Here is a 20,410-nt window from a genome sequence, read left to right as displayed (position 1 = left end):
TTTGTCTTGCATAGCACTCGCAAAATAGTAGATCAATGGTGTATCAATTTTGATGTCACACAGTCGGCCCGCATGACCATCCCCCCGCCCCGCGGCACAACGATGCCCAAATATATCCAACTGAGCGAGCTTCTGATCCGGGATATCGACGCGGGCCGCTTGCTGGATGGTGAACGGCTGCCGCCCGAACGCGAAATGGCGGTCTCGCTCAGCACCTCCATCGGCACATTGCGCAAGGCGCTGGCGGAATTGGAACAGAAAGGGTTGCTCGACCGTGTTCAGGGCTCCGGCAACTACGTCCGGCGGCCAGAGAAGCCAACGGGGCTTTATGCGATGTTCCGGCTCGAGTTGTTGTCTGGCGGCGGGCTGCCCACAGCGGATGTGCTCGGCGTCGAGACGCTCCCAAAACCCGCTGATCTGCCGGATTTCGGCACCAGCGAGACCGCCACGCGCATCCGCAGGCGCCGCTATCTCAACGATATCTCCATCGCGATCGAAGAAATCTGGCTCGACAGCAGCGCGGGCGTGCTCACCGCCGATATGCTCACCGAGTCGCTCTATCAGACCTATCTCGAGGACCTCGGCTTCTGGATCACACGCGCCGAGGACCGGGTCAGCATCGCCCCCCTGCCCGCATGGACACCGCCGGGTTTTGGCACGCCGGGCACCATCAGTGGCTATATCGAACGGTTTAGCTGGGCTGCAGCACCGTCCCCTATTGAATTTTCCCGCACTTGGTTTGATACGGATAAATCCGTCTACGTGCAGCGGCTGAAGTAAGGAGTCACATGGGACAGACAACGCGCTACGGCATGATCGGCTGCGGCATGATGGGGCAGGAGCACCTCAAGAACATCGCACTTCTGCCGGATGCGGCGGTGACCACGATTTATGAGCCGGATGCCGAGATGCAGGCGACGGCGGCTCGGATCGCGCCGCATGCACAGTTCGCCGAAAGCTTTGACGCGGTGCTGCAGAGCGCCGCCACCGATTGTCTCGTTGTGACGAGCCCCAACCATTGCCACGCGGGTCAATTGACCGAAATCGCGGCGAAACGCCCCCTGCCCGTGTTAATGGAGAAGCCTCTTCTAACCGATCCATCGGACATCCCGGCTTTGAAGGATCTCGCCGCGCACTACCCGGCGCCAATTTGGGTGGCGATGGAGTATCGCTACATGCCGCCAATCGCCGCGCTGCTGGAGGAGGTCGAGGCCGTGACAGGCGGGATCAAGATGCTCACGATCCGGGAGCACCGCTTTCCCTTCTTGCACAAGGTGGGGCACTGGAACCGGTTCAATACACAGACCGGCGGGACCTTTGTTGAGAAATGCTGCCACTTCTTTGACCTGATGCGGCTGATGATCGGCACCCGGCCCCTGCGCGTCATGGCGAGCGCGGCGCAATCGGTGAACCACCTCGACGAAAGCTACGGTGGCGCCGTGCCCGATATCCTCGACAACGGGTTTGTCATCGTCGACTTCGACGGCGGCGCGCGCGCGATGCTGGAGCTGTGCATGTTTGCCGAGGGCGCACGCTATCAGGAAACCATCGCCGCTATGGGCCCGGCAGGCAAGATCGAGGCCTTCGTGCCGGGGCCCACACGCTTCTGGCCGGAGGACCTTGGCCCCGCTCCTACGCCCATGGTCGAGATCAGCCCGCGCAGCCCAAAACGCCCCGAGACGCGCGCCGTCCCGGTGGACCCTACCCTGCTCGCTGCGGGTGATCACAATGGTTCGACCTTCTATCAGCACCAGCGCTTTCTCGACCTGGTGCGCGGCAATCTGGCCGCGCCTGAGGTGTCGTTCGACGATGGGCTATGGGCGGTCCGGATGGGGCTGGCGGCACAAGAGTCTGCGCGCACCGGTCAGGGCGTGCTGCTCTGACTGGTTCCCAAAGCGCGGCTAGGGCGCGATCACCTGCACACCCGGCATCCGCGCGATCGCAAAGACGTCATCGTCATAGATCTCGGTGAGTTCCTCGACCAAGGCGTCGGTCCATCCCGGCATGTCGAGTTCTTCTTCAATCGCGTCGTCGATCGCGAATTTGTCGAGAAAAGCAACCATTGCGCGTCGCCGCTGGATCTCGCTCATCTTGGGATGCTTCTCCAGAAACGCGCGAAACCGGTCCATCCCCTCGGGGGCTATGATCTCGCCAAGAAGATCGTAAGCACCCACGATATCATCGCCGTGCTCAACCTGCCCCATCTCGCGGATGATCTCGGGCCAGATCAGCGGGGAATCCTCACTGCACCACACGGTGATCGATATGCGCGGCACCGCCTCGCGGATGCGCAACAGGGTGTCCGACCACCGCACCGCGCGCGGATCGGTCCCGCCCATGAAGTCGCTGAGATCGTCCTGATCCGAACGCTGATAGACCGCCGGCAGAAACGTCGCCGGGTTCTTCAGCGCCATGAACAATTCGATCTCGTCAGACTGGAAGATGTCGGCCATCTGAACCATGCGCTTGGGCGCATTCGGATAGATCAGACCCCGTCGCAGTGCCCACCGCGCCTGCCCGAAAAAGTGGCTGTTGGACAGGATCACGCGGTCCGCGGTGGCATTGTCCAGGATTGCATCGAGCAGGATGTCCCGCGCGTTCTCGGCTGGCTCGGCCACGTCCATCGCTTCCATCGTCTGACGCAGCAGTTTTCGGTACTTGCCCGGCCCCGGAACCGCCGCACCATAGGCGCTGAACGTCTCTTTGTTTTTCAGAAGACACCGCATCAGACGCTCTTCTTCCGTGAAGTGGGCGCCGGTGTGGAAGAGCAGCTGCATATGGGTCCACGCCATTGGAAGAACGTCCCGCAAAGTAACGTGCCATCTTGTGATGTTCAAACGCAAACCGGGTTCATTTTCCGTCTTGCGCGTTTTGCGCAAACTGACTAAACGACCGTTCAACGCCCCTATAGCTCAGCTGGTAGAGCAACTGATTTGTAATCAGTAGGTCCGCGGTTCGAGTCCGTGTGGGGGCACCATTCAAACACTTAAAGATCAATCGGTTACATAATACTGTGCCAGCCATTGGTTCGTACCGATACTCATTTTGCAATCCAACTCCGGCGTGGATGCCCTAAGCCCAAGATAGGTTGATGAACCCGTACATTGCAAAACGTCCCCCATTTGGGGCCGCTACGCTGCTCAGGTCTTTGAGTGGACCCACAATCATCACTTGTCGCGTTACGTCCTCGGGTGGTCAGTCCTCCAGACTTTGATACCTGAGCCTTCACAGTGAACATCATCGAGACAGTGCTTTCATCGGAGCTGCTCAAGTTCGTTGAGAAGCTCCTGCATTGTTCCGATGATGTACCCTGCTACAATAAACTCAAAAACCGCTATGTACAGGGTGTGACATTGAGCAGGCCTTGGATAGCAAAAAAACAAAGATAGCTGCAAAACCTATGGAGTGGAAAGACTATCAAGAAGAGGCAGCAGGCTTTTTCAGAAGCCTAGGGCTTAGCGCTGAGACCGACGTTCGGGTCGAAGGGGTTCGTACGACACACGACGTTGACGTACTTGTAAAGTCGAAGCATGTCGGATTTGAAACGACTTGGATCGTAGAGTGCAAGAATTGGAAATCTAGTGTCTCGAAACTCCATGTGCTGGCGCTTCGCGAGATTGTTAGAGAGGTCGGAGCAGACCGAGGGATATTGTTGTCCGAGTCGGGCTCCCAAAGCGGTGCCGTCGAAGCGGCCAACCTGACCAACGTCCAAGTCACTTCGATTGAAGCGCTTAGAACTGCGACGGAAGAAGACATTTATGGAATGCGACTAAAGGACTTACTTGGCCGTATTCGCCACTCAAGCGACAAGTACTGGGATATTCCGAAGCAGGATCGAATTGCCCTTGATCAGCCCTATGTGCGACAGACGTTCGGGAGCCTTGGCTAGTAAACAGGGTGTGCTTAGTGTGTGATGTCGAGGCGACCGGTCAGAGTATCGACGCGCAACCACACGCGAGCGGTGGCGAGTGTGGTTGGATCGCTGATGGTGACAGAGATGAACAGACGCTCAGGGTCGGCAAAATGTACCACCTGATCTAGTTCGGGATTGAAATAGGGCAGGCCTGCAAGTTCGAGTTTACCACCCAATACATCTTCTTCAAAGCTGATGGTCTGTGTGGGTGTTAGGAGAACCGGCCAACTGAGGCTTGGATCGGTAACAATGACTAAGGCTTCGCCAGGCTTTGGCAGGTCGCAGATCACCATCGACAAACCGCTTCGGCTTAGCGGGTCACTGTATTCGCTTGCAGCTGCCGGTCGGCAGTCCAAAATGCCGCTACAGGCGGTTGTGTTCAAGCAAATGGTAGCAAGTGCAGCCACCATAAGAACCATCTTACCCAATATCGACCCCCAGTGCCCCTGCCGTTGAGGGGCCGACAACGCCATCGATGGACAAGCCATTGCGCCTCTGGAATTCCTTGACCGCGTTCTGAGTATCCATGCCGAAAATGCCGTCAACGTCTATGTCCATGGCAAGCTTAAGGTTCAGCAACTGCTGAAGCACTTCGACTTCAGGACCGCGATCGCCAAAATTGAGAATTCCATCATCAAGTGCGCCCGGCAAGTCCCCGAATTTCCCTCCTGCTGCCCATTCACGGATGAGTTGATCGGAGGCCTCGAAATGCATCGAATCTTCAGTACTAAAAGCAGCGCCCCAGAAGAAGCCGTGCTTGTTGAAAATCGGACGGATTTTTAGCAAACCTTCCTGAGTTCGGTCGTCACCGCGGCGATCGAGTTTACCTTCGAGCTTTAGATCGATCGCCGTACCCCAAGAATGGTTCGAAATTGCCGTCGAAGAGCCGCGTACTAAGCGGCAGCACAACATACCGGCAGTCGACAGAGCGTCGTGAACGTCTCTATGGTCGCGCTTGATTTCCTTCATGATGTCTTTGAGCGCGTCCACCGCTGGTTTCAAGCCCGTCGCTCGGAAAGGACCAAAATCGGCAGTGACCATGAGTGCGGCAATCTGAGGGTTGGTCGGGTTCCGACAGGTTTGATCGTAGGTGCCGCGAGGATTGCCGATCAGACCGAGCATCGTCGAATTGCGTGATCCTCGCAAATCGCCATTGATCATGCGTCGATTGATCCCCAATTCATCAAAGGAAACAGTGGAAGAAAGGCTCATCTGAAATCTCCTTCAACTCGATCTATTCCACGCTAGCGTCATGAGAAGGAAGGGTGGCGTCAGCACCACTCCATCCTACTCAGCAAGGGGCTCTTGTAACGTAAAACAAGAACTAATCACCAAGTTGCGGAATCGGTAGTAGACCCAATCCTGCCCCGGAAAGAAGCTCATTGACAGCCCCCCAAAGCGTATCAACGATCGCATTCCATGCATTCTGGAGCGTAAGTATCGTGAGGTTTGCAACCGCTTGAGCAAAGTTTTTTGTAGCGTCTTCGAATTGCTCGATTAAAGTTCCAAAAACTGGATCGTCTTGAGGCACTTCGTTGCTTAACTTCAACTGAGCCAAAAGAGCGGCTTGACGCGCCAATTTCTTGCCCTGTGATTTGTGAAATGAACTTAGCGTGTTCCAATCACTCTCCAACGACTCCTTTATTTTGGAGTAAATGTCATCGGCAACTTCATCCAATGCGATACTCATTAGTTCCCTCTCGAGTTGCCCGCAAGTGCCGCCTCAACGGTCAGCGCTTGCTCTATCGAAATATTGAAAAGATTTATAAAGTTTGCGGCTAAAACTGGTCCAAGGCCGAGTCGCTCATGGGCATTCTTCATCTCTGCAATGCTTTCTCGTGCTTCGCCTAGAGCAAGCGGAGTCACGATTAAAAAGCAGGCTCGTGGATCGTCAGCCACCACATCCTCGTTTTCGCGACAAAAGTCCCGTATTCGTTCTTTACCCACGATTTTCTTTAAAATTCGCTCCGAGATGTTAGGTTGTGAGCGCACCTGAACTTGCAGCAGTGCAGCCGATAGACCGCCCAGCACCTCATTATATGTTGGTTCCAAAGATGTGAACTCTGAAGCGGGAGAACCACGTTCAACCGTCGCAAACAGCACTTGCGCTTGATCGTTGGCTTCCTCTATTCTCTCAACTATTTTGGCGTCGAATTCCGGAAAAAGGCTGATTGTGCAGGAGCTTAGAAGTACTAGGGGCAGAAATAGGAACAAGAACCTAAGCATGAAATTTCCCTATGCTAATTGTACTTAAACCTTACTGGAGAGCTTGGAGCGCTCCCCGTTCGTTTATAATATTTTTTCGTCCATACGATAGAACTTCTATTCTCATCTTGTACAGAAGATTTTTGTTCTTTAGCATGAATTCGGCCCGCAACCCACGATGCCTTGTGAGCTTTTTTGGGGCTTGCGGAGGCCATGTCGTTCTTGCGATCCTACCAGGAAACCCTCAGCAAAGCCGTCTTCTCGATGGGATTGCCTCGGTCAGCGAAGCCTCTGAAACTAGGCGATGAGGAGACTGGGTCAGGCAACGATACTACCGTCACCACCGAAACAAGCCGATTCTGTTGGTCAGGGCAAGGTCAATTGTGCTAGACTACTTTTTCTAGAATGCAATCTGAAATAGTTCTTGAGCAATGGAGATATTGTCGTGCGAGACTTTCTAAGGCTGTTTTTCCTATGTTTTCTATTGTCGTTAACCGTAAGCAACGCTGAAGCTGAAACCAACTTAGATCCTGGCATAATTTGGTTTGAAGCACTTCGCCAAGAAGGAGTGTCTGAAGCAAATCTCGGCGTGCTATTTGGTGTGGATCCTAGAATTCTTAGCCCTGCAAAGCCGTTGCCTCTACCGGATGATGGTCCGATTCCCGTGAGCCCGTTCGATGTCGGACCGTACCAAATGACTGTGCTCGAGGGTGGGGGAGCCGATGAGATTCCCGTTGGCCCACTGCCTCTCCCGCCAGGGCCCATACCGGCGCCACCGTTTTATCCAGGACCAGCGATGGATTTCCTTCTTGGAGTTGAACAAAATGTGCTTTTGGATATCAAAATCAAATCCTCAGCCGAGACCAGCTATGGGATAGCTTTCGCGGTACGAGAGAAGATCGGCATCGACGCGAACCCCGAATGGGCGGCCGACCTTGCTCAGACAAGTGGTCTAGATCACGCAGGGCTTTCAATGTCGAAGGCGCAACAGATACTGCTTACAGAGGATCGGAAAAAAGGTCTTGCAGACACCGAGGCGCTTAAGGTCGCGCCTAAATCGGGCATCGACCTACGTAGTATGAAGTTCAATGACATACTGTCTCGCGAAAGCGAAACGCTCTTCGCAGCTCCAGCGCAGTAAGCCACATGACTCGATTCACAAAGAAGAAACTCATGTGTCTGGCCTTGGCTACTATGGGGGTCGGGGCACCTCAAACGGTTTGGGCCGAAAGCGAAATCGATACCCACAAAGACGAACTCAAGCTGAAGATCGAGGCTTGTTCGGACGCGCTGTCCGAACTCGAGCATGCCGTCGGAAACCTCCGGTGGGCCGATATCAGCAATGACGTAATTCTACGAAATGCAGCAGCCTATGAGCGCTACGACTCCGCATGCCAAAAGGGTCTCGAAAACCTAAGGCATGAAAGCACTCGTAACTATCTCTATGACCGTCTTGGCGCTCTGTTTTCGGTTTCCAAGGATTCTGCGATTCCGTTCTGTACGGCTTTTCGTCTCAGCGATGCTCGTGTGGCCACGGCTGAACACTGTTTGTGGGACGCGGGGGGCAAGCGGAGAAAAGTGCATGAACTACGTTTCAGCCTTTTGGGAGCACCAGAAGACCGCTTTTCATTTAGTGTATTGACCAACCCAGCACAAAGTAGAGGCAAGCTTGCCGACAAGTCTGATCTTGCCATTCTTGAGCTCGGGACAAGCGCGCGAGCTGAATTGCCAAAGCTTAGCTCAAAAAATCGTTTTGATCTAGAAATCCCTAAGGATCTATGTGGGGATGCCTTTGTCTTAATTCCTGGCGTATTCCGACCATCTCTTGTGGTTCAAAATGACTTGCTGCCCGGAGAATGGGCGAAAGCCGTGCGCGTGGACGCCACAGATACCTGTGTTAGGAGAAGTGGAAATTTTGAGTACCAATGCATACAAAAAAATTCGAAAGCAACTAACCCAGAGCAATTTTATCCTAAAACCAATTTTAGGAATCAGCGCTGCATTGTCGTGAATTGCCAAACCTATCCCGGCATGAGTGGTGCGCCGGTGATTGGCTTTAACACAAAGGAGAATACGCTGTTCTCCGGGGGGGTGTTTATTCGATCGGGCGACAAACCAGAGGTCGGTCGCGCTACCTGCGGGGATATCCCGGGTATGAATATAGGTATTACTTATTCCAAGAAAGTAATTGAGCTAATGATGGAGGAGTAGCCCAATGACGACGAGACTAATCACTGGGGTAATATTGGTGGTCTTGGCTGTAACACCTGCAGTTGGGCAAGTTTCCGAAGCACAACCGCGTGAGACAACCGAACTCAAATTGGGCGACGATGGCGCTTGCTTCGTTGATGACAAACCACCGTTCGCCGTAGGCGGTGCCGAAGGGGGCGCCGCCCTGAGTATTCTGGCGGGAGCGCTCGTTAAAGCGGGTGCCTCAACTGCCGTGTCCTTTGCGCGCGCATTTGTCCAACATCGTCTTGACGCAAACACCCCTCCGCCGGTGATAGTGTCGAGAGGTGCGCTGGCGGTGCAACTGGATCCCAAAGAGGGTGGAGGGATAGATGCATCTTCACCGCTGACTTGCATATCAGTAAATCATGGGCTGCGTAGACTGGATGACAGTCCGCGTGACGCGGTTACCATAGAGCGGGTCATGGGACTAGATCGCCTTAAGCACTTCCATGAAGGCGACGACGCAGAAGAATTTGACCCGGTCGATCTCAATGAGATGAATCTTGTCTTGCCACCTGAGGTATATGCTGAAATCTGGCTTGACTGGCACCAAGCCCAAGCGTTTCGTCCAGTTTTAGGTGCGGTGTATCTCCGCGAACCACTTGAGGCAATAAACTCACGCAGAACAATGGATCTTGCAATAACGGTCACGATTTCGACTCCCGGCGGAGAAAAGGAGACCGCTTTCGCCTTTGCCCTGACTGAACTTACTCCCGGCAGTTACTATCCAGCTGGCTACTTCACCACCTCGTCACCTTGGATAGCTAATCCATCCACGCCAAGCGACGAGGATCTCGCCATGGTAATTGAGGATCCAGTGCGCACTGGACTTGTGAACGTTCAGGTTACTTTACAACAGAGTCAGGAGCCAGGGCTGTTACTAAGTTATGCCAATCAGATGATGTCTTTGCTCGACGCCACGACCGTAGAAAATGCAGCGACAAGCGCTCTAAACGACCTGTTGGGATTGGCAGAGTAGATTACGCTCGGCCTTGAGTTTGCTTCAATCGCGCATTTGAATGGCCGGAAATCGAAAGCCCGCTTCGAAGTACGGCAAACTTTGCCGCACCGGCGAAACTGTGCTACGTCAGCGGAGACGAATAACTCAGAGTCGGATTTGTCGGCGATTTGATCCTCGTTGTTATTATCACCGCTGCGCGCGGCACGAATGTCAGCTTTTTGTACTTCGTCACTGCACTGGCAATCATGCACCTGCTGCCAAAACTATGCCGCTAGCTCGCTCAGCTACAAAACTAAATTTGCAGATTGGGCTCTGTCGATTCTTTTGTCGCGCTGTCAGCCAAGGTCTGCTGTTGTCGAGGGTTGCATGTCCAGCTTGTGGATAACCTCATTTTGGTCATTGAGAAGCTCGCCCCACTCTTCCAATATATCTAGAGCCTCGTTTGATGTAACTCTGTTTGGGGGCACCACTCTCCCGAAGATCAATCTCATAGGTCGATTTCGCTCTGCTTTATCTGCTCCACCACAGGCTTAATCAGCTACCATGTTTTGCATAACCGCGTGGGGCTTGAGGAGACTCTTTAGGTAAGTTGGTGTTGAGCAACCAAACGCATCGCACCATTAGGCCGCGAACGCCGTGGGCCGCAGTGAGGCCATCACCAGCACTTTGCTATCAAACCCGCGCACAGAGGACAGTGGCCAAGAACAACATCTACACAATGGGTGAGCAAGCGACGACGCTATCGTCGCCTGCAGTGAAAGATGCTACGCGCTTTCCCGAGTTTGCGTGGGCACAAATAAACTGAATTCGCTCGTCAGTCCCTTTTTGCACTTTAGGGTGACTGAAGGTAGTGGCCAAGGGAGCGCGTTTTTCCGAGGGCTGCAAGACCTAAAAATGTAGATCTGACCAAGTGCTCTGGTCTGCCCCCCGCTTGGTAAGAATGACAGCCACCTGCCCTCGCGGGCTGCGCGCTCAACACAATAGGCGAAATCCTTGTGCTTCCGCGGCATCCCGACCACCGAAACCGAAAGCGCCTAAGCAGATTGACCGGCGATCAGGTCGCCTTGATTTGCTCTTCAATCGCTTTCAGCCGGTCCGCTTGATCTTCCAATGCGCAGAGAATGGCATGAATCGCCACGTGCTGGTTCCAGGTTTCCGGATTTTCATGGGCGTTGACGAATTGAGCGTTGTCCAAGATGGCACGTTTGCCGGTCTCGATACTGACGTGTTCCTTTTCCTTGGGCATCGCCCTTGGCTCCTCGCACTCAACCAGATTTACCGCACAATCACAGTTCTTCTCTCGTGCCGCCTTGATCTGGCGCAAATTAGCGTCACTTGGCGGATATGGGACAGTGTTCAAGGAAAAGACGATCGGAAGCCATGTGGAAGCTACGGCGGGCTTTGAGGTGGACTTTGTCAATTCACCGGTTGGCACTCGGACCGTCTATTCTTCCTGCCAAGCTCCGTTGGCGAAATGACACGATCAGCTAGCTCTGAATTCGCAACTGCCACCGACGGCTCAACCGAAGTTCGCGCGAAGGCCGACACCTAGGGCGTTTCTTGGTGAAACCGGAAGTACCTTACTCTAAGGCTGCTCCAAGAATTCTATCGAAAACGCCATGATAGCGCACGGGTATCAACCGCTTGTTTTTCAGAGAATGCTATGCAGCAGGAAAAGATAGCGCCATCACATCCACTGTAGGAGCTGTCTCAATTTGGCTGATCTGGTCGAGCACCCTACGATAAGAGGCGGCGGCCAAACGAATAAGTGTGACGTCGGGACCGGCGGTGTCCTTCACACAAGGCGTTGCGCGCGCAGGTGTCGCATCAACCGACTTGGGGCGCACCTGCTCTCGCGATCTCTTGGTCTCTCGCCGCGCGCGAGTTTCTCGCTGCCCGGCGCCTGGCTTGGCATTCACGCGGCCATCGCTCGCGGGGCGCTGCGCAGCCCGTGTCCGCGCCCTAGCTTGTTGTTCCGCTGCTTTACTCCGCTGCGATCGCAGAACACGACGCAGCTTGATATGCGCCACAAGCGTGTCGACCGCTGCGTTGATCCGTGCCATATGGCGCGATGCCCGCTCGGGGTTCTGGGTGCGATCCGGGTGATACTTCATCGCGAGCGCGCGGCGCACAACGCGAACCTCTTCAAGTGTAGCATCTACGCTCAGACCAAGAACCCGCGCCGCATGTTCCGGTGTTGCCGCCATTTTTCCGCTCCAGATCCCGAAAGACATAGTGAACAATGTCTTCTTATAGTACGGAAAATTTGAGACGAATATGCTGACAGTTGTTCATGGTTAATCCGAGAGCCCACGCAAGCCATTGAAAATAATTAAAAAACCACGGCAGAAACAACAACAAAAGCTTTCAGCCCGTCGGGATTACTATTTTTCCACCACTTAGTTGGTTAAGCGAACGCGTCGTTGCGCCCAGACCGCCAGACGGCCCGCGCTCGCGTTGGAAGAGATCGGAACCACGTAAATACAGCGGCGAGACTCCGGCAGACTATCAAATCAGGCGCAGATCTTCCTCTTAGCGGCGACATCGTCGAACTTGGCGATCTTGCCGGTGTCTTTGTCGACCGAGCCAACGCCGAAAATGCGTTCTGCTCGCTCACGCAGCCACCGGATCGCAGTCTGAACGCGCAGTGTCTGTACCGTATCAGGATGTGCATGCAGATGCAGAACCCGGGTGATCTCATACTCCGGGTTCTCTATGCGTTTCAACGCGATGTCGTGCTCTGCAAGACATACCGGCAGAAGCCCTTTCCCCAGCCCACCGGCAATCGCCGATCGGACAAGACGCGCGTCATTCGCTGTGAGGTGCAGGCTATCGGTGGGCTGCCGCATTTTCTCGAGGAATTTCGCGGGGGCCCGACGCGTCGCGCTGTCATCCATCATGGACACCCACGGCAGATCGTCATGATTGGCCCCGCGCGGTGCATAAACGGCAAAGGGCACTTCGACCAGTTTGATCGCGAACTCCCCCATCTGCGGCGGCTCCTCGAACCAGAGCGAGATGGTGGCGGCGGTCCACATCGACGCAGTTGGCGGACCGGAGGAGAGCCGCAGCGACATTTGCGGGTGTGCCTTCGTGAACGGCGGCAGGAAATCCGACGCCAGTTTCTCCAACACCCAGTGATCTCCCATGATCTGGAGCTGTCCGACCGGGCCGGACTCGGGGGCTGCGGCAACTTCGGCGATGGTTTCCGCCCGCCGCTCAATCTCCATCGCGTGCACGATCAGCTTTTCGCCGATTTCTGTCGGCAATATGCCGGTCTTCGATCTGAGAAAAAGCGTTGTCCCAAGAGCAGCCTCCAACGCTGAGAGCCGCCGCCCAGCCGTGGACTGGTCGATGCCCAGCATCACGGACGCGCGCGTCAGCGACCCGGATCTGACGATGGCCAGCAGAATCCGCAGATCATCCCAATTCAAGTTCATGACTTGAACCCTTTCATTGCCCGTGGCGGCGCCGCATTGATGTCATGTGCAGGTCCCTTGCCTGCCCTGGCCCCCTGTGAAATCTAGGGGCGCACATCCGACCGATGCGGATGGAGGGGGGAGCCGGAAAACAACACACTGCGCGCCTGCGCCAATTGCTCAATCCAAATACCCAGGCGTAATCATTGCCAGGTCGTAAAGACGTGATCCCAAAATGATCATGATAAATCCTGACGGAGTTGTGACCAAACCCTGACGTCCGGCGTGATTGATCAGGTCGAAAGGCTTGGGAGGCGGAGGAAAACCTCACCCATGGCAAAGCTCTGACCGAGGCGGGTGGCCTTGTCGGCATGATCCGCGGCGGTTCGGTTATCCCCCAAGCGCTGATGCAAATGTGCCAGTGTGGTGTGGATGCGGGGGGCGAAAAACATATCCTCCGCCCTTTGCGCACACTCAAGAGCATGTCGCGCCGCCACTAGTCCTGGCTCGACGTCTTCCGCGGCCAGGTGTGCCTCGGCTTTCAACCCGTACCAGTTCGCCAATTGCACCTTGGCACCCGTCGCCTCGAAGACCGCGATGCCCTCATCGAAGGCCGCGAGGGATGCCTCATGCTGGCCAGACTGGCTGAGCGCCCACCCCCGCATCACGAGGCCCGTGCCCAACCAGAAGTCAAACCCATGCGCACGGCTGATCGCCACCGCTTGATCCGCGAACTCGAGGCAAGACGCGGCATCTCCCATGAACATGTAAGGCTCGGAGCAGAGCGCATAGTGGATGGCCTGGGCAAAGGGGTTCTCGAAAACCCCGCTCAAACGTTCGGACATCTCGATATGTCCCTTTGCAGCCTCGCGCGCGCCAGCGAGGCTGGACGCCCAAGCAGCGTAAGCGGCACAGGCCACAGCAGCATTCTGGGCGGGTAAGGTGGCAGGCGGTGCGTCCTTTACGTGGGCGAGGCCTGCCTCCAGATGGGCCAGCGCCGTGTTGATCGCCCCCTGATGCACCAACACTTGTCCGATGCTGGCCTCCGCCTGCAACAAGCGGGCCGGATCGTCGGATTTTGCGGCAATCGCGGGCAGCCGCTGAGCAAACCCCAGGGATTCGGTCAATTGGCCGCCGACCCAGCTGTGAATCCAGAGGCCGACGAGGATCCGGACCTCTGCCTTCTGACTGCCGACATCCCCGTTCAACACCCGCGCGCGGCGATAGGCTTCGCCCACCTCGGGCGCACCATAGCCACGCAGCGCGCCGAGCGCAGAGGCGAGGCACAGTTGTAAGTCCAATTCCCGCCTGCTGGCATTGTTCGTCTCGGTATCGATCATTTTGAGCCCGTCACGCGCGAAGGCGATGGCCTCATGCCGGGCGGAGCGGTGCAGCGCATCGCGGCTCGCCGCAATCCAATAGGTCAGTGCTTCATCCTTCCGCCCAGCCTCCTGATGATGCCACGCCAAGGTCTCCGGGCGGGCAGACCCTTCGAAGGCCGCGCTTTCCAACAACCGGGCGACGTCACCGTGCAAACGCACACGCTCTTCAGGCGCAACCATCGCATAGGCAGTGTCATGGATCAGCATGTGGCGGAAGGCGCACCCCCCCGCCTCGCCGTGCAGGAACCCATGACGCATCAGGTGATCAAGCGTGGTGTCAACCTCATCAGAATCGAGCCCGCTGAGCGCCGCAATCAGATCCCGGGGCGCAGGTGGCCCGATCACCGCGACGATATAGAGTAGGACACGCTGTGACAGCTCCAACGCGCCGATGCGTACGGCGATGACCGCGTGCACGGTATCTGGCAAATCTGTCGACGGGTCGCCGCCCACCTGTGCGGCCAGTGCAAGCTCCTCGATAAAGAAGGGGTTGCCCGCAGCCCGCTGCACCAAGAGCTCCGCAGTCGCCTCGGCCAGCGGCTGGTCGTCGGTGTTCTGGCGCAGCACCTCAAGGCTATCCGACGGCCCCAACGGTGAGAGTTGCAGGACCCCACCGGACAGAGCCGGTGTTTCTGTCGGGCGCGTCGTGACCAGCAGCATTAGCCGCTTGGCATCCATCTCCCGCCCAATCGCATCAAGAAATTTTTGCGACGTCGCATCAATCCAATGCGTATCTTCAATCACAATCACAGTGGGTTGTTCCGCGCACACCGCGGCAAGCATCCGGTTGACCAGAGCATAAGAGCGCAGCCTGTGCTGATGCTCGGACAGCGCCTGCACGATCGGTTCCCTCTCGGGCGGATCGTCATGCAATTCGCGCAGCAGCGCGGCATCAACCTCATCCTGCAGCGTCCCCGCAGGCGCGGTGGGAAAGAGCCTGCGGCACATTTCGACAATCGGCGCACCCGGCGAATTGCACAGCCCCGGCAGGCATTGCAACGTCACGTATCGGCAGCCCGCAGTATCGAGCCCCGCCAGGAATTCGGCCACAAGCCGGGTCTTTCCGATCCCCGCCGGACCCGACAGTGTCAGCCCCTGCCCGCTGCCTGCGATCATCAGCTTCAGAGTGTGGTTCAAAAATCCCAGCTCAGCACTCCGCCCCACGAAGCTCGCAGGTGTCTTCCGAGGACGCGCCGGGACACCCGCCCGCATCTCTGCCATTCGGATCAGACGGTAGCCGAGGGCGGTCTCGCTGCTCTCCACCTCATCCCCCAACTGGTGCTGGGTCGCGGCACTTATCAAAATTTCGCCTTGCGTCGCGTCTTCTGCGATCCGTGTCGCCATCCGCTCGATATCGCCGGGTGGCGCCCAATCCTCTTGACCGTCTTGATCGCCGATATCGCCCGGCCCTGTATGAATGCCAAAACCGAGGGCAAATGCGTTGCCGTCCTTCGCAAGCAGCTTCGCCAGCGTGTTAAGTTCGAGCGCACAATGTCCCGCCCGTCGTGCGCCATCCTCGTAGGCCGTCTGCATCCCGAAAGCGACCGTGAAACCCTCGACCATCATCCGCAGCAGGCTGCCGTCGTAGCGCTCAACGATCTGCTTGGCCGGGCCAATGAGCTCCCGCATCGCGGCGCCACCAGAGACGGCATCCTGCATCCGAACACAAAGCACCGTGATCAAGCGCTGTTCACGGACGGCAACAGGGTGGCGCTCCTCTGCCTCCGCATCGGCCGTCCCCTGAGATACCTCGGCAACAAAGCGGAAGCCGAGGCCGTGATATGTCTTCAGTATCCCAGAAGTGGTGCTCGACTTCGCCAAGGCCTTGCGGATCAGGCTTATGGTCTTCTGCAATGCCGCTTCGGACACCTGCGTCGACCAGAACGCATCGAGCAATTCGGATTTGGTGACCATCCGCGCGCGATGTTCGATCAAGTAGCACAGCACATCGAACGCCTTGGGCGTCAGCGAGACAGGTTGGTCTCCATCCCGCAATTCGCGGCGTTCAGTGTCCAGAGCAAAAGTCAGAAATCGGAAAATCATGGCTCAGCAAGCGGCGGGAAACATCATCAAAGCACTACCAGAGATGCACATCCCGCAACAGCCCTGCGGCGATGCTCCTCGGGGTGCAGGCGCACCACCTATTGGACTTTCGACCTCCTCGGCAGCCTAAGGCATTAGCGCCGCCCGGTCGATCATGAGCAGCGAAGGCCGAGTGCGTATCGGTCTGCAACTACCCTGAAACCAAATCCGATGCCTTCATGGAAAGTCAAACACGCCATCTTTACAGACACTTACGTGCTGTCTGTCTTCAGCAAATTGAGATCAGCCCAGCCGTCAAAGCTTTAGCCGAACAACCCGTTTATCACCAATCTTAGCCTCGCCTCGGCACGTGCAGGATTCATTGTGTCGACCCGAATGACCAATCATAAAAATTGTGGGGCACGCTATAAGCCGGGCTGATCGCAATCAGTACATTACATCAAGATATGTCTGCAAGTTATTGATATTTATTACACGTATTCGATTTCGTATTTTGAGGTGGGCTCTCCAAGCGCAATTGACCCCAATCGAACAGCCGCAGTAGCCTGACAGTCGGTTAAGGTGGAGGTCACTTTGCGGGTTTTCGTTACCGGAGCAACGGGCACAATCGGGACGGCCGTGCTCGAGAATTTGGTGGCTCGGGAGCACGACGTTACCGCGCTCACACGGTCACAGATCACTCGACAGCAGGTCTTGGCCGCTGGTGGCACGCCCCATGCGGGAGATCTTCGCGTGCCGACGGAGTGGATGCGCGAGGCCGTCCGGCACGATGCGATTGTGCATATGGCCACCACCTTTGAGGACGACATGGCCGACACGGATGATCAGGTCATCTCCACGTTACTTGAGCAAGCCCATCAGGTCAGCCACCAACCGCGGGTGATCTATACGGGCGGCTGTTGGCTTTACGGTGCGACCAAAGGTGTGGTGGCTGACGAAGGTCATCCCTTCGATCCCCTGCCCGCATTCGCCTGGATGACCCGGAACGCAAAGCGTCTTCTGGCGTCCAGCGCGGTCTCGACGGCAGTTGTCCATCCGGCGATGGTCTACCACGAGGGGGGCGGCGCCTTTGCGCGCTTCATTGAGGCCGCGGAGGCCGGGCGTCCGATTGAAATCTGGGGCAGCGAAACGGCGCGGTGGCCCCTCATCCATCGCCGCGACCTGGCGGAGGTCTATGGCGCGCTGCTCGACCGCCTTGATCTTGTCGGGCACTTCAATGCGGTGGCGGAAACCGGCGTGCCGGTACGTCACATCGCGGATGCCATCGCCGCAAAAAGGGCGTCCACCATACCGCATGTAATCATTCCAACCGAAACGCTCGTGGCACGATACGGTGACTGGGCGCTTGGCCCCTCGCTCGATCAGCAGATGAGTGGAGACAAGCTGCACTGGATGCTGGACTGGACACCGGAGATCACGGATTTCCGCGCCACAGAATGGTTCAGCATCTGAAATGGCTTGGCAGATCTATGATTAAGAAACCGCACAGGACCCGTCCGAGATACACAAACCGTGGCGTGATCTCGCATCTAAGACAGCCGGGGGGTGGCCATTCCTGCCGGACTACGACACTCAAGACATCATCTGCATCAATCGGATACCGCAATGAGCCATGACATCCTGTTTCAGCCCCTTGAGCTGCCCTGTGGGGTCGGCCTCAAGAACCGCATGGTCAAATCAGCCATGTCAGACGCCCTCGGAGATGGTCGTGGCCTGCCGACAGATGCTCAGCTCCGGCTCTATGCCACCTGGGCAGACGGAGGTATCGCGGCGAGTATTGTCGGTGAGGTCCAGGGCAATCCGTATTTCGCGGAGAACCCCGGCAACCTGGTGCTACGCCCCGAGACGGTCAGGCAGTTCCGAAAACTTGCCGAAGCGGCGCGGCGCAACACAGCCCAGCTCTGGCTGCAACTTGGGCACGCCGGCGCGCTTGCGCATGCCCACATCAGTGATCCCGCCGGGCCAAGCGCCATAGATGTGCCCGGGCTGACCTGTGCCGCGCTGTCCTTGCAAGCCGTCCGGGCTTTGCCGGACGATTTCGCGCAGACAGCTCGGTTGGCTCGGGAGGCGGGCTTTGGCGGGGTTCAAATTCACGCAGCCCATGGGTTCCTGCTCAGCCAGTTTCTCTCGCCGCTCTTCAATACCCGACATGACGCTTATGGAGGGTCTGCCGTCGCGCGCCGGCGGCTCGTACTGGAGGTGATAGCGGCGGTGCGTGATGCGGTGGGCAAGGACTTCCCAGTTGCCATCAAGATCAACGCCTCGGACATGTTGCAAGGTGGCTTGACGGAGACGGAGGCGCTGGATCTGCTGGAAGAGCTCGAGGCCTGCCCCATCGATCTGATCGATATCAGCGGAGGCACCTATTTTCCGGGTGCGGCCTCATCCTCTGATGGCGGCGGCACAGGGCCTTACTTTGCCGAGTTCGCCAAAGAGGCCCGCAAGCGCACTGAACGACCGCTGATGGTCACAGGCGGCGTGAAAACCTGTGCGCAGGCGGTGGACCTTCTGACGACAGGCCGCGCTGACGTCGTAGGCCTCGCCCGCGCCATGGTCTTGCATCCAGACCTGCCGAACTTGTGGCAGAAGGGAGAGATGCCCTGCCCCAGCTTCCCACGGCTTGCGTCTGATCAAGAGGGCGCGGTCACGGCCTGGTACACACGCCGCATCGCTGCAATCGGTGCGGGTGAAGACGCCGGCTTCGATATGGACGCAACCGATGCCCTGAGTGCGGTCAAGAGCCAAGAGCGCGAGAATGCAACGCGATGGCGGCGGCACTTTTCGATGTAGGATCGGCTGCCCTGTGATCTGAGAAAGGCCTGTGGTGCGGTTCGACCACAAGCCCGCCACACGAGGTGCCATCAACGCTTCAAACGACGTCCTTTGTCGGAAGCCACGGCCTTTGACACAGTGTCGCCAATCAGAGTTCCCGCCCGGCCCGCAATTCGCCCCAACGCAGCCGTGCGTTTCCACCGAGCTGCGCCAGGGTCCTTGGCGGCAGGCGGCGCGGCATCGGTGCCAGTTCGGCGCGCTCAAGTGCCTCTGATCGATGCCCCGTCGCGGCTTCGGCAGCCAGAAGGCCTGCCAGCGTACCCTTGGCGGTGCCGAGCCCATTCTGACAGCAGGCAGACCACAGACCCGGCTCCAGCTCGCCGACAACTTGGACGTTGTTGAGACTGAGACACAATCGACCACCCCAGCGATACGCCATCGCAACATCGCCCAGCATAGGAAAACGGCCGGCGAAGGCGCGGTCATGATCCCGCGCCACGCGCGCGATGCGGCGCGTGTCCACCTCCATATCCGGATCAAACGTGAACCGGTTCCGGATCACGATGCGATCGCCGCCAGTGCCCGAAATGCGTCGCACAGTGGTCCCCATCGGATCAGCAGGGGTCAGGCCCCAGACCTTCACGCCGCCCAAACGCTCCGATTGCTCCGCACTCAGCGGCGCGGTCATGGAGGCGTAGGTGAAGACGTGCATGAGCCGGCCAGTCATGTGACCAAAGCTCTCCAAATGCCCGTTTACGGCAAGGATCACCTGCGGCGCGGTGATCTGCCCCTGCGGCGTTTGCGCTACCCAATCCCCGCGCCGCACAAGCGAGGTCACCGGGCTGTCTTCATAAATAGCCACGCGGTTGGACCGCAGACCTTGCGCGACGCCACGCACGAACATGGCCGGTTGGATCATCGCAGCGCCTGGCGTGAACAAGCCACTGCGGTAGTAGGTTGTGCCAGTGAGCGCCTGCATCTCCTCGGCCCCCAGCATCCGATGGTCTTCTCCCATCGCGCTCAGGTGACCTGCGTACCCCAGATTGTGGCGATGCCCCTTCGCGGTTGCGGCGCCGTTGATCTTGCCCGACCTCACAAACGCTTCTTGAGATAGCCCAAACTCTTCAGCCATCTCCACCGCGAAATCGATGCCGCGCCGATTGTCTGCTGTCTGGGCTTTGTCAGCCGCCAACGCACCGCCGTAGTTATCCGAGGCCAGATTATGCGGCAGATCGATCATGAACCCGGAATTGCGCCCGGCAGGCCCCTCGCCTACACGCTTTGCCTCCAAAACCACAATACGGTCACCGGGGCACAGCTGCGACAAGCGCCGCGCCGCGGCGAGCCCGGCAAAGCCCGCGCCAATGATCACCCAATCCGCCGTTTGTGCACCCTCGAGCGGTGTGACGGGTGCAGGGTCCGGCAGGAGACAGTTCCACCCCGCAGGACCGGGATCGACAGGGAGGCGCGTCACCTTCATCTG

The 20,410-nt window shown here is 57.3% G+C and carries 18 protein-coding genes and 1 tRNA gene; 9 read left to right on the top strand and 10 right to left on the bottom strand.

Annotated elements, in window-relative coordinates:
- The first annotated feature begins 72 nt into the window (after window positions 1–72).
- Window positions 73–780 (top strand): GntR family transcriptional regulator, encoded by a 708-nt coding sequence (locus ACVC7O_RS09040; protein ID WP_458325759.1) that lies wholly within the window; start codon window positions 73–75, stop codon window positions 778–780.
- Between the two features lie 8 nt (window positions 781–788).
- A complete protein-coding gene (locus ACVC7O_RS09035) occupies window positions 789–1,883 on the top strand; it encodes a Gfo/Idh/MocA family protein (RefSeq protein WP_458325758.1) in 1,095 nt (364 codons plus the stop codon).
- Window positions 1,884–1,901: 18 nt separating this feature from the next.
- Here ACVC7O_RS09035 and ACVC7O_RS09030 read toward each other — a convergent pair whose 3' ends face one another.
- A complete protein-coding gene (locus ACVC7O_RS09030; RefSeq protein ID WP_458325757.1) occupies window positions 1,902–2,792 on the bottom strand; it encodes a hypothetical protein in 891 nt (296 codons plus the stop codon).
- 109 nt (window positions 2,793–2,901) lie between these two features.
- Between ACVC7O_RS09030 and ACVC7O_RS09025 the strand changes: the two genes are divergently transcribed.
- Together ACVC7O_RS09025 and ACVC7O_RS09020 are read left to right on the top strand one after the other, a co-directional pair.
- Window positions 2,902–2,977, top strand: a tRNA-Thr gene (locus ACVC7O_RS09025).
- Window positions 2,978–3,364: 387 nt separating this feature from the next.
- Entirely contained in the window at window positions 3,365–3,889 is a 525-nt protein-coding gene (locus ACVC7O_RS09020) for a restriction endonuclease (protein WP_458325756.1), read from the top strand.
- A gap of 14 nt (window positions 3,890–3,903) precedes the next feature.
- Here ACVC7O_RS09020 and ACVC7O_RS09015 read toward each other — a convergent pair whose 3' ends face one another.
- The 4 genes from ACVC7O_RS09015 to ACVC7O_RS09000 all read right to left on the bottom strand — a co-directional run bounded on the left by ACVC7O_RS09015 (window position 3,904) and on the right by ACVC7O_RS09000 (window position 6,139).
- Window positions 3,904–4,212 (bottom strand): hypothetical protein, encoded by a 309-nt coding sequence (locus tag ACVC7O_RS09015; protein WP_458325755.1) that lies wholly within the window; start codon window positions 4,210–4,212, stop codon window positions 3,904–3,906.
- Window positions 4,213–4,333: 121 nt separating this feature from the next.
- Entirely contained in the window at window positions 4,334–5,125 is a 792-nt protein-coding gene (locus tag ACVC7O_RS09010) for a peptidoglycan-binding protein (protein ID WP_458325754.1), read from the bottom strand.
- 112 nt (window positions 5,126–5,237) lie between these two features.
- Complete coding sequence (locus tag ACVC7O_RS09005; RefSeq protein ID WP_458325753.1) at window positions 5,238–5,603, bottom strand: hypothetical protein; 366 nt, start codon at window positions 5,601–5,603, stop codon at window positions 5,238–5,240.
- On the bottom strand, window positions 5,603–6,139 hold the full coding sequence (locus tag ACVC7O_RS09000) for a hypothetical protein (RefSeq protein ID WP_458325752.1): 537 nt from the start codon (window positions 6,137–6,139) through the stop codon (window positions 5,603–5,605). Before ACVC7O_RS09000 ends, ACVC7O_RS09005 begins: the two co-directional genes overlap by 1 nt.
- Before the next feature lie 775 nt (window positions 6,140–6,914).
- On the opposite strand from ACVC7O_RS09000, the gene ACVC7O_RS08995 reads away from it, so the two are divergent.
- The 3 genes from ACVC7O_RS08995 to ACVC7O_RS08985 are packed head-to-tail and all read left to right on the top strand — an operon-like array spanning window position 6,915 to window position 9,329.
- Window positions 6,915–7,259: a hypothetical protein gene (locus tag ACVC7O_RS08995; protein ID WP_458325751.1), complete on the top strand. Its 345-nt coding sequence runs from the start codon at window positions 6,915–6,917 to the stop codon at window positions 7,257–7,259.
- 32 nt (window positions 7,260–7,291) lie between these two features.
- A complete protein-coding gene (locus ACVC7O_RS08990) occupies window positions 7,292–8,329 on the top strand; it encodes a hypothetical protein (RefSeq protein ID WP_458325750.1) in 1,038 nt (345 codons plus the stop codon).
- Between the two features lie 4 nt (window positions 8,330–8,333).
- Window positions 8,334–9,329 (top strand): hypothetical protein, encoded by a 996-nt coding sequence (locus ACVC7O_RS08985; RefSeq protein WP_458325749.1) that lies wholly within the window; start codon window positions 8,334–8,336, stop codon window positions 9,327–9,329.
- A gap of 1,036 nt (window positions 9,330–10,365) precedes the next feature.
- Here the strand turns inward: ACVC7O_RS08985 and ACVC7O_RS08980 are convergent.
- The 4 genes from ACVC7O_RS08980 to ACVC7O_RS08965 form a co-directional block, all read right to left on the bottom strand.
- Window positions 10,366–10,557, bottom strand: coding sequence for a hypothetical protein (locus ACVC7O_RS08980; RefSeq protein WP_458325748.1), 192 nt, complete (start codon window positions 10,555–10,557; stop codon window positions 10,366–10,368).
- A gap of 415 nt (window positions 10,558–10,972) precedes the next feature.
- Entirely contained in the window at window positions 10,973–11,518 is a 546-nt protein-coding gene (locus tag ACVC7O_RS08975) for a J domain-containing protein (protein WP_458325747.1), read from the bottom strand.
- A 306-nt stretch (window positions 11,519–11,824) separates the two neighbouring features.
- The gene (locus tag ACVC7O_RS08970) at window positions 11,825–12,751 is read right to left on the bottom strand and encodes a LysR family transcriptional regulator (protein WP_458325746.1); all 927 of its coding nucleotides are present in this window, start codon (window positions 12,749–12,751) and stop codon (window positions 11,825–11,827) included.
- 272 nt (window positions 12,752–13,023) lie between these two features.
- Window positions 13,024–16,155: an AAA family ATPase gene (locus tag ACVC7O_RS08965; RefSeq protein ID WP_458325745.1), complete on the bottom strand. Its 3,132-nt coding sequence runs from the start codon at window positions 16,153–16,155 to the stop codon at window positions 13,024–13,026.
- 573 nt (window positions 16,156–16,728) lie between these two features.
- Between ACVC7O_RS08965 and ACVC7O_RS08960 the strand changes: the two genes are divergently transcribed.
- Together ACVC7O_RS08960 and ACVC7O_RS08955 are read left to right on the top strand one after the other, a co-directional pair.
- Complete coding sequence (locus ACVC7O_RS08960) at window positions 16,729–17,607, top strand: NAD-dependent epimerase/dehydratase family protein (RefSeq protein WP_458325744.1); 879 nt, start codon at window positions 16,729–16,731, stop codon at window positions 17,605–17,607.
- Window positions 17,608–17,760: 153 nt separating this feature from the next.
- Window positions 17,761–18,945 (top strand): oxidoreductase, encoded by a 1,185-nt coding sequence (locus ACVC7O_RS08955; protein WP_458325743.1) that lies wholly within the window; start codon window positions 17,761–17,763, stop codon window positions 18,943–18,945.
- A 130-nt stretch (window positions 18,946–19,075) separates the two neighbouring features.
- Here ACVC7O_RS08955 and ACVC7O_RS08950 read toward each other — a convergent pair whose 3' ends face one another.
- Window positions 19,076–20,407: an NAD(P)/FAD-dependent oxidoreductase gene (locus ACVC7O_RS08950; RefSeq protein WP_458325742.1), complete on the bottom strand. Its 1,332-nt coding sequence runs from the start codon at window positions 20,405–20,407 to the stop codon at window positions 19,076–19,078.
- Between the last annotated feature and the right edge of the window lie 3 nt (window positions 20,408–20,410).

It is taken from the genome of Roseobacter cerffii (assembly GCF_054226325.1).
The sequence above is the reverse complement of the archived record's forward strand: the minus strand, read 5'-3'. Positions and strand labels throughout refer to the sequence as shown.

Bases quoted from the DNA above. Each gene is read 5' to 3' on its own strand.
- ACVC7O_RS08955 (WP_458325743.1), top strand. From the start codon at position 17,761: ATGAGCCATGACATCCTGTTTCAGCCCCTTGAGCTGCCCTGTGGGGTC.
- ACVC7O_RS09000 (WP_458325752.1), bottom strand. From the start codon at position 6,139: ATGCTTAGGTTCTTGTTCCTATTTCTGCCCCTAGTACTTCTAAGCTCC.
- ACVC7O_RS08975 (WP_458325747.1), bottom strand. From the start codon at position 11,518: ATGGCGGCAACACCGGAACATGCGGCGCGGGTTCTTGGTCTGAGCGTA.
- ACVC7O_RS09005 (WP_458325753.1), bottom strand. From the start codon at position 5,603: ATGAGTATCGCATTGGATGAAGTTGCCGATGACATTTACTCCAAAATA.
- ACVC7O_RS09035 (WP_458325758.1), top strand. From the start codon at position 789: ATGGGACAGACAACGCGCTACGGCATGATCGGCTGCGGCATGATGGGG.
- ACVC7O_RS09010 (WP_458325754.1), bottom strand. From the start codon at position 5,125: ATGAGCCTTTCTTCCACTGTTTCCTTTGATGAATTGGGGATCAATCGA.
- ACVC7O_RS08985 (WP_458325749.1), top strand. From the start codon at position 8,334: ATGACGACGAGACTAATCACTGGGGTAATATTGGTGGTCTTGGCTGTA.
- ACVC7O_RS09040 (WP_458325759.1), top strand. From the start codon at position 73: ATGACCATCCCCCCGCCCCGCGGCACAACGATGCCCAAATATATCCAA.
- ACVC7O_RS09030 (WP_458325757.1), bottom strand. From the start codon at position 2,792: ATGGCGTGGACCCATATGCAGCTGCTCTTCCACACCGGCGCCCACTTC.
- ACVC7O_RS08990 (WP_458325750.1), top strand. From the start codon at position 7,292: ATGTGTCTGGCCTTGGCTACTATGGGGGTCGGGGCACCTCAAACGGTT.
- ACVC7O_RS08995 (WP_458325751.1), top strand. From the start codon at position 6,915: ATGGATTTCCTTCTTGGAGTTGAACAAAATGTGCTTTTGGATATCAAA.
- ACVC7O_RS08970 (WP_458325746.1), bottom strand. From the start codon at position 12,751: ATGAACTTGAATTGGGATGATCTGCGGATTCTGCTGGCCATCGTCAGA.
- ACVC7O_RS08950 (WP_458325742.1), bottom strand. From the start codon at position 20,407: ATGAAGGTGACGCGCCTCCCTGTCGATCCCGGTCCTGCGGGGTGGAAC.
- ACVC7O_RS08980 (WP_458325748.1), bottom strand. From the start codon at position 10,557: ATGCCCAAGGAAAAGGAACACGTCAGTATCGAGACCGGCAAACGTGCC.
- ACVC7O_RS08965 (WP_458325745.1), bottom strand. From the start codon at position 16,155: ATGATTTTCCGATTTCTGACTTTTGCTCTGGACACTGAACGCCGCGAA.